At 34.2% G+C, this 8,607-nt stretch carries 8 protein-coding genes and 1 pseudogene; 5 read left to right on the top strand and 4 right to left on the bottom strand.

The window, feature by feature from the left end:
• Positions 1-869: 869 nt before the first annotated feature.
• Positions 870-1,718, bottom strand: a complete 849-nt coding sequence (locus ACQKN2_RS22265; RefSeq protein WP_427416881.1) for an alpha/beta hydrolase — start codon at positions 1,716-1,718, stop codon at positions 870-872.
• Between the two features lie 1,191 nt (positions 1,719-2,909).
• Complete coding sequence (locus ACQKN2_RS22260; protein ID WP_427416880.1) at positions 2,910-3,122, bottom strand: hypothetical protein; 213 nt, start codon at positions 3,120-3,122, stop codon at positions 2,910-2,912.
• 562 nt (positions 3,123-3,684) lie between these two features.
• Here ACQKN2_RS22260 and ACQKN2_RS22255 point away from each other — a divergent pair.
• The 4 genes and pseudogenes from ACQKN2_RS22255 to ACQKN2_RS22240 form a co-directional block, all read left to right on the top strand.
• Positions 3,685-3,861 (top strand): tyrosine-type recombinase/integrase, encoded by a 177-nt coding sequence (locus ACQKN2_RS22255; RefSeq protein WP_427416879.1) that lies wholly within the window; start codon positions 3,685-3,687, stop codon positions 3,859-3,861.
• 43 nt (positions 3,862-3,904) lie between these two features.
• On the top strand, positions 3,905-4,279 hold the full coding sequence (locus ACQKN2_RS22250; RefSeq protein ID WP_427416878.1) for a hypothetical protein: 375 nt from the start codon (positions 3,905-3,907) through the stop codon (positions 4,277-4,279).
• Between the two features lie 130 nt (positions 4,280-4,409).
• Positions 4,410-4,643: a hypothetical protein gene (locus tag ACQKN2_RS22245; RefSeq protein ID WP_427416877.1), complete on the top strand. Its 234-nt coding sequence runs from the start codon at positions 4,410-4,412 to the stop codon at positions 4,641-4,643.
• Positions 4,644-5,298: 655 nt separating this feature from the next.
• Positions 5,299-5,484: pseudogene (locus tag ACQKN2_RS22240) on the top strand (peptidase M28); the annotation flags it as partial.
• 135 nt (positions 5,485-5,619) lie between these two features.
• Here ACQKN2_RS22240 and ACQKN2_RS22235 read toward each other — a convergent pair.
• A complete protein-coding gene (locus ACQKN2_RS22235) occupies positions 5,620-6,615 on the bottom strand; it encodes a serine hydrolase domain-containing protein (protein WP_427416876.1) in 996 nt (331 codons plus the stop codon).
• 13 nt (positions 6,616-6,628) lie between these two features.
• The gene (locus ACQKN2_RS22230; protein ID WP_427416875.1) at positions 6,629-7,087 is read right to left on the bottom strand and encodes a MarR family winged helix-turn-helix transcriptional regulator; all 459 of its coding nucleotides are present in this window, start codon (positions 7,085-7,087) and stop codon (positions 6,629-6,631) included.
• A gap of 238 nt (positions 7,088-7,325) precedes the next feature.
• Between ACQKN2_RS22230 and argF the strand changes: the two genes are divergently transcribed.
• Positions 7,326-8,291 (top strand): ornithine carbamoyltransferase, encoded by a 966-nt coding sequence (gene argF, locus ACQKN2_RS22225; RefSeq protein ID WP_427416874.1) that lies wholly within the window; start codon positions 7,326-7,328, stop codon positions 8,289-8,291.
• Positions 8,292-8,607 lie beyond the last annotated feature (316 nt).

Genomic DNA, 8,607 nt, shown 5'->3' with positions numbered 1-8,607 from the left:
TTTACATCGTGATGATTATGATAATGCTGTAAAATTAATGGTGGAAGTTATTAAAAAATTAGACCGTGATGCAGTGAATAAAATTATTTTTGACTAATACTGCTGAAAGAACATCGGAAAGAACTAAATAGAAATGCCATAGTTTTGCCTTCTAACAGAATTGTTAGGAGGCTTTTTGCGTTGGTTAGACCAAAGAAGAACATAAATGTTGACGTTGATACGAAGATTTTGGCGATTCAAGTTCAAAAGGAAAAAGAGCCAATATTAGGGGCAGTAATAAGCTTCCTCTTTCTAATTCACTGATTTATCGAACCATACAGTTTAGTATCATAATACTTAGTATATATTTATATTCCTATACTTGCACCTAAAGAAAAAACCTTTAATATTTGATCAAACTGTTTAGTGATTGCCGAGAGAACAGTCGTATCATAAAACAGCAGTACCAAAAGCACATCACAATTTCGTGGTGTGCTTTTTCTGTTGCCGTCTTCTCAGACAGCCCTCAGACGAATCGAGGATTAGTTAGACGTACACTTGGTTGCCTAGATTGCTCTCAGGTCGGTTCTCAGAGCAAATACATCTTCCACAGAAGAAGTGGTGTCGCAGTTTGACATGACATACAAACCCTATGAGCAACGATAGCAACCGTAGCACCTCTTATAAGCATATAATGAGCCATTGAGGGCTGATAGTGGAGCTGATGAATCATTTACACAGGTTGTCTGATAGGTGCTACAAAGTCTTGTGTGGGGGCTACAGGAGCGATTGAGGAAGCATAACAAAAGGACTTGTGTATATGAGATTTATTCATAGCACAAGTCTTATTCTTATTAAAAGCTTATTTTTTTATTTCATTTCCAGATATCTTAATTGTTTTGCATATAAAACAACAGATAATTTTTAACTTGTGATTTCCAATACGAATAATTATGTCCTCCATTTCTTACATGGAGTTGTGTTTTAACACCATGTGAGTCTAGAAGATTATATAGATAAGTATTCCCTTGAATAAGCCAATCATGGTCCATATCACCATGATCCAGATATACTTGAATCCCTGTAAGATCCTGTTTTTTTGCCAGCTCAAAAAGATTGATGTCTGGTTTTGCCAGCCAAGACAATCCCTTTGGAGTAGCGTTTTGATTTTCCCATATCGCTGCACTGTGCCCGCCGATTTTACTGAACACATCAGGATGTGATAACCCCAGGTTCAAAGCCACAAATCCTCCCATGGATATTCCTCCTATAAAACTTCCATCACGAGTATTCTCTACCGAGTAGTGGTCTTGAATATAAGGGACCATTTCCTTTAAAATATAATCTTCATACATTCCTAAGTTATATCCATCCCCTGAAATCGTTGTTGCAGAGGAATTAATGCCGTAACTGTTGTCAATTTCAGGAGATACAATAACAAGAGGTTTTATTTCTCCCTTTTGAATCAATTCATCTGCTGCACGATCTATTTTTATACCATTAAATCCATAAAATCCATTCATAAAACTATCTTCATTTCCATCTTTACCGTGAAATAAATACAGAACAGGATATTTTTTGTCGGTGGAATATCCTTTTGGCAAATAGATGTTTACCATCATATTTTTTTTTAATGCGTGGCTATAAAGAGTTATCTTTTTTGTATTTGGATCTCCCTGATTGAAAAGTAAATAAAGTAATAAAAAAGCAGGTACTAAAAAACGCAATATTTTTTTCATATATCTCCCCCTCGCAACATTCCCTTTTCCAGCTACCAGACTAAATGTATAAGCACTTACAAGAAAATTATAGTCAATCAATTATGCCTCGGCATAATTCCATGACATTCGCCGGAGGCTTTGGGCTAACGAGATGTTGGTCACTCAGTTGTGTGTTGCTGTCGCTTCGCTTACGCACAGATAAAACCGTGTTGCTGTCGCTACGCTTTCGGTACTGAAGACATTTGATGAAAGAAGTTAAATCACCAAACTGTTACAAATCTTTACTACATTTTATTTTCCTACAACAAATAATTAATAAGAATATATTCGTAAGACAAATACTATACTCCTGTTCCTAAGAAAATTAGCCTGTTTAATTAGAACTTATTTTTTATATCACTATATCTAAACATCGTTGAACAAAAAACTTGTTCCTTTTTGAAGCGAAATTTTGTATCATTCATCAACCACAAACAGAAGAACAAAGCAGTATAGATAAGCTCTATTTGCCGTTTTATTTTTGTTAGCTTACATGAGAAACCACTGGCAAGATCCTAGAAGAGAATGAAGTAGAGGAATTATTCACACTGTACTACAAGGCTGTGTGTAGAGTTAAGTTATAGGTGCGATTGAGGAAGCATAACAAAAGGACTTGCATTTAAGAGGAATAATCATAAACACAAGTCCTGTTCTTCAACTTAAGCCTCTTGTTAGTTGAGAATGAAAGAATAACGTGGTTTATACTAGAATTAAGTAATGAACAAACCAAATAAATTTTAAATAGAAATATTTAAAAATTGATGAAGAAACATCCGAGTGAAACAGCAATAAAAATTATGGCAAATACTAAACTATTCCACAGACCTAGCATAATAAAAGGAGAAGTACTTTTATCTCCGTCTTTCTTGAGACCTGTGAATGTTCGCCAGGTTATTATTAGCTGCCAAATACCTATTAATAAAAAAATGAATCCAAATAAATATCTCATATAATTACCTCCTTTATATAAAAACACCACGTTTGGAAAGCGCTATCGAAAAAATTGGAATATTCATTTTATATTTTAATATATAATGAAAAATTCTTCTCCCGTTAAGCTAGGGCTTCGCAAAAAAACGAGACTACTATCAAAAAACTCATGAAAATCCACAAACTTTAGATAGCTATGAATAATTCAGGTAGAAATATTTTTTACGGTACTTTGTATAGTTAATACTTTATGTAACTTGTAAAGTTGAATTGAAATGTTTCAGGTTCAAATTTATTTTTTATAATAACGTCAGTTGCTATTTGTTGTACTTCTTCTTTGGTTTTACTATCGAACTCATCGTGTGGTAATACTAATGTTATTACAATTTTTTTGTCAGAAGATGTTCCCTCCTGTACGGCAACATCATAGCCTTTTTCATTTAAACTTACCATAATGACACCCATTAAATCATTGTAACTAAGACTTTGTAAAGGATGATTACCTTCTTCTTGTTTACTAGTAACTTATATATATATAAATAAGGTTGCTACTACAAGTATTAGCGTGGCAAAGCAAGTAATACCGACTTTTACTTTTTTTATAATACCCCTCCTTTTTCTTTAGGGTATTCCTGTTGTCTTATTAAAAGAATAAAAAAATCCTTACTTAAATTAATCTGCTGTAACAGAACAAATATCACCAACAAGAAAGATTGACTGTTACAAAACCAACGAGACGATAAGGTCTCAATACCTTAGAAGCTTATGAATTAATTATCTATGATGAAACACGGGGGAAAACAGTATAGATTGCTCTATTTGTTAACGGGTTATAGAGTAGTGATTTACAGGTCAAAATGTATCAATATTTAAACTGTGTGAGTGGATACAGATTTTTAATAGAGGAACTAGGGTGATTACGAGAGGGAGTGCGATACCGTTTGGGTACTAACTTAGTGAAATAAGTTACTGAGAATTATTATCAAGTTACGATAAACTTGCTTATCGTAAAGCTATGCACAAATGGTTGGGCTTTGCACCGTACACACTACGCAAGACACAAATTTCAGCGATGCACGAAGCGGGAGCAGACCTAGCAACAATCGCAAAGCAAAGTGGACATAAAAACCTTGAAACAATCAATAAGCATTACTTATCAGTCAATGATAGAACTATTGATAAGTTTTTATAGCAAAGAATTAAACTAGATGGAAGATAAAAAGGGAGGGAAAGTTTTGATTATCGAAAATAAGTGGATAAGTAAAGATGTTCTAAATTTTGATTATAAAGTTGAATCTACTCAAGTAACAAGTATAGATAGATTGAATCGTGCCTATGAAATTTGGGAACATTCAAGAGAATTGATTGAGAGAAATCAAAGCGATTTTCATCTTTCTGATGGCATAGCTAACTTAAAGAGGTCATTAAACCAAAGATTGCAATTAATTGAAGATTTATATCACTTAAAAAGTATTAAATTGGAAGATAAACCAAAGGGATATTTAGAGTTATTGGAGTTTTTAGGAGTTGTTAGACCTTTTTTAATGAAGCAATTATTAGCGATTAGAAATGATATTGAACATAGAGATGTTCAACCACCCTTCCTTTGAAAAGTGTCTTGAGCTATTAGATGCTATATGGTACTTTTTGAAATCTACAGATTATTTAGTTAGATACCCCATAGACACTATAGTTTACGAAGAAAACACGATAATTATAGAAAACATGAGTTGGATTAAGTTGAGATTTAAATTTGATTCAGACATTTTACATATTAATGGAAGATTAAAATCTGATTTTGTTTATGATTCACCTTATGAAAATACATTTCAAATGGAATGTGAAATGTATTGTTTGGATGAAACATGTGGGGAAGTAGGCAGTAATAAGGCTTTACATCGTTTTGATGGAGAAATGAATATTAGCGGTTCTGAAAAAAACATTTTAATAAAAAAAATATTGAATACTATCTAAATAAAATCATTCTTTTACATGAGCTGATAGAGCCTTGATGTAAGACAAGTGTAAGCTTACATAAGAGCTTGTGAGCGCCCCTAGAAGCTAAGATGAACAATTGGTCAAGCGAGTTTCAATGAGCGTACAGAGCAAGATCAATCATTAAGGAAGCAATAAAATAAGAATAGCAAAGAAGTGGGATAAACTAAGTGTTTATCTCGTTTTTTATTTTGAGATGAGTGTAGGAACAAGATTAAATAATAGTTATAAGTTGTAGGTCATGTAAGTCGCATAAGCTATTTGTGGAGCTGTAGAAGTATCTGAGAGCCTTCCTGTGAGAGAGGTTGATTCAATCTGTATTGGAGTAGTGAACGCTTGTCGAGCTTTGTTGTTAACTGATGGTAGGGGGCGCATTTTCCGATATTGAGGTAGTATATCTTCCTATATAATGGCGACCTGTATCAACCACACGAAATGGTGCTGAGAAGGATACGATAGAATGTTGTAGAACATTAAAACTTGAACAATGTAATCCTACATAGTAGACTAGTTTTAATGAAGGAAAAACTATGTTCTGATATAGTTCCTTCCGATAAATGTACGTTCTTTTAATAAAAACGGTTTAATAGCAGGATTTCATAGTGGTAAGGTTAGTTACATACAGCTCATTTGTGACGCTGGCTCTATCCACGTAACTGCAAATGGAATACCTGCACTATCAATCGGTATAGCAACACGCTACATCCACTCACATGCAGGTATTTTACATCGTGATGATTATGATAATGCTGTAAAATTAATGGTGGAAGTTATTAAAAAATTAGACCGTGATGCAGTGAATAAAATTATTTTTGACTAAGCATATAATTAAAACAGCCTTCAAACTTAAATGTTTGAGGGCTGTTTGTTTTTTATGTCGATAAATTTGAAAAGTTAGGCGATAAATTCAACTTTTTTATCGATAATTTAACAATACTTATCGATAAATTCCAATCTATTTAATCTGTAAAATCTGTAATATATCTTTGCCAATTTGACTAGGGTTTGTTGCCAATATAGGCGATCGATAATTTGAGAGAACAACAACGCCCGTTTGTTGTGTTTTATCAAACCCTAAATAACTAGAGAAAGCTTTCGTCGAACCATTATGCCAAATGATATTGTGATCGAGTTGCCATCCTAGACCAATACCTATATGTTCTGTAAAGGTTTCGGTCGCTTGATGTGTTAATGTATAACCTAAATTTTCATCACTTAAATGTACTTTCGTAAATTTTAAAAGATCATTAACAGTTGAACGGACTGCCCCTGCTGCCATAAAGTCATTCATTTGAAGTGGTGGCTTTTTATGTCCAAGGATCGTGTATCCTTGCAATACTGCCTCTGCTTGATCAGAAGGGATAGAGATAAATGTATTTGGCATATTTAAAGGATCTGTTAATCTTTGTTTGATAGCCGTTTCAAAATCAGTGTGAAGTATATTAGCTAAAATATATCCTAAAAGCCCCATTCCTACATTAGAATATCTAAATTTAACTTTGGGCTCGTCTGTGTGCGTTTTAAAATAATGTATAGTCTCGTTTAGTGAGTATTGACAAAAAGGATCACGAGGTGTTTGCGCGTCAAAAACATTGTAAATGTTCTTCAGCACAACTATTCCTGGGAGTCCAGAAGTATGATTGGCTAAACGTTTGAGCGTAACAGGATGAGTATCGGGAATTGCGGAAAAGTATTTGCCGATAGAATCTTCGACATGGACTTTTCCTTCCTGAATCATTTCCCCCAATATGGATGTAGTAAAAACTTTAGAAATCGATCCAACTTCATATATGTAAGGCTTTTCTTCCAACATAAAATTCGAGCCACCGAAAGTAAAAGTAGCTTCTTGATTTTGAGAAATGATACCAATGGATAAAGCAACATTTGGGCGAGTTTTTATATAAGGATAAGCAATTTTAAAAATGTCCTTTTTTAAATCATGTAAATCCACAAGAATACCTCCATTATGATCGCTTATTTTTTTCCTGCTCCTCTGAAATAATAGAATTTAATTTCGAAAGTATATCCTTTAATTGTAATAAATCCTTTCGATTGAGCTTTGTATAATATTTATAAATAATAGCAAGCTCAATCTCCTCCAGCTTTTGAAAATAAAGATGCCCTCGTTCATCTAGCTCTATAATAACTTCTCTACGATCCTTTTTACTCGTTGTTCTTTTTATATAATTTTCTTGCTCCAGCCTATTTACTAATTGGCTAACAGCACTCGCAGATGTCCCCATTAACTTAGCTAATTCAAAAGTTTGAAGGGGACCTTTCGTCTTCAGAAGACTTAAAAATAATGCTTGTTTCGTAGTTAATGTTTCATCCAACAAAGAGGAAAATTCTTCGGTTAACATTAAATTGGTTTCATAATCAACTTGATTAATCTCCTTAATAAGATGTACCAATTCCTTATCCATACGTTTTACCACCTAAATAATTAATATATATTAATTATAAATATGTATTAACAGTAATGCAATTTTCTTAAATATGCGATTGTAGTTAAAATATGCATAAATATTCGATTGTTCGCATTTTAGACACATCGGAAGATAAAATTCTAATTTTTTAAAATAAACATAAAAATTCAGTTGATTTTATATTTATGCATTTGTTATACTAATCCCAACAGCAAAGAAACAAGGAGTGAAGGCTATGAAATTGCTTGAGGAAGTACAGTTAAAATTAGTAACTAGCTTAAAAGATAAGGACTTATTAACCTTGCTAGACTATACAAGTGAAGAGGTTCAGCAATTAGTTGAGCTATCGTCACAGCTGAAAATGATTACTAAAGAAGGAAAATGTCCGAAGCTACTAGAAGGTAAGACACTAGGCATGATTTTTGAAAAACATTCAACTCGTACTCGTATTTCATTTGAAGTAGGTATGAACCAATTAGGCGGAAAAGGTATGTTTATGCATGCGCGTGATTTACAGATTGGTCGCGGTGAGTCTGTTTATGATACAGCGCATGTGTTATCGGGCTATTTAGATGGCATTATGATTCGAGCGAACTCCCATGAAATGGTGAAGGAGCTTGCAGAGCATGCATCTATACCAGTTATAAATGGACTAACGGATATTTATCACCCATGCCAAGCTTTAGCGGATTTAGAAACAATCTTTGAAAATAAAGGTGAACTAAAAGGACTAAAAATTGCTTATGTTGGAGATGGCAACAACGTGGCGCACTCATTAGTAGTCGCTTCTGCGCATGTAGGAATGAATGTGGCAGTGGCAACACCGGTTGGCTATGAGTGTGACACTGAGGTGATCGCGAAGGCACATGCTATCGCAGCAGCAAATGGTAGCATAATTACAATTACAAATGATCCCGTAGAAGCGGTTTTAAACGCGGACGTAGTATACGCTGATGTATGGACGTCAATGGGGCAAGAAGAGGAAACGGCAAAACGTCTACAAGACTTTGCAGGTTATCAAATTAATGATGAGCTTGTCGCATACGCAAAGCCGAATTATATGTTCCTGCACTGTTTACCAGCCCATCGTGAAGAAGAAGTAGCGTCATCTGTTATTGATGGCCCAAATTCCTATATCTTTGAGCAAGCAGAAAACAGACTCCATGCGCAAAAAGCAGTGCTAGCATCAATTCTAGCTTAATGCAATAAATGAACTTTTCGAGCAAGAACAGACGCCAAGTATAGTACTTCTCAGTTTGAGAAGTACTATATATACAGAGTTCACATTGGCAACAGGGGGTGTCAATGTGAATAATATAAAAGTGGTGCGCAGACAGAGGGATGTAAGCCACGCGCGATGTATGTTATCAAGATGGATGACCACGTCGCTACATAATAAAGTAACCTGGGAGACGCTAGGTTGCTTTTTTCTTTGTTTCACTGTCTTTCGCGGGTATTCCTCGGAGTAACAGATATTTTATTAAAATATAAACCCTAGTTTTCCAATCTTTTATAGA

The organism is Lysinibacillus sp. NPDC093688 (assembly GCF_050280145.1).
Classification (GTDB): Bacteria; Bacillota; Bacilli; order Bacillales_A; family Planococcaceae; genus Lysinibacillus; species Lysinibacillus xylanilyticus_B.
This window is presented reverse-complemented; position numbering and strand designations above follow the sequence as displayed.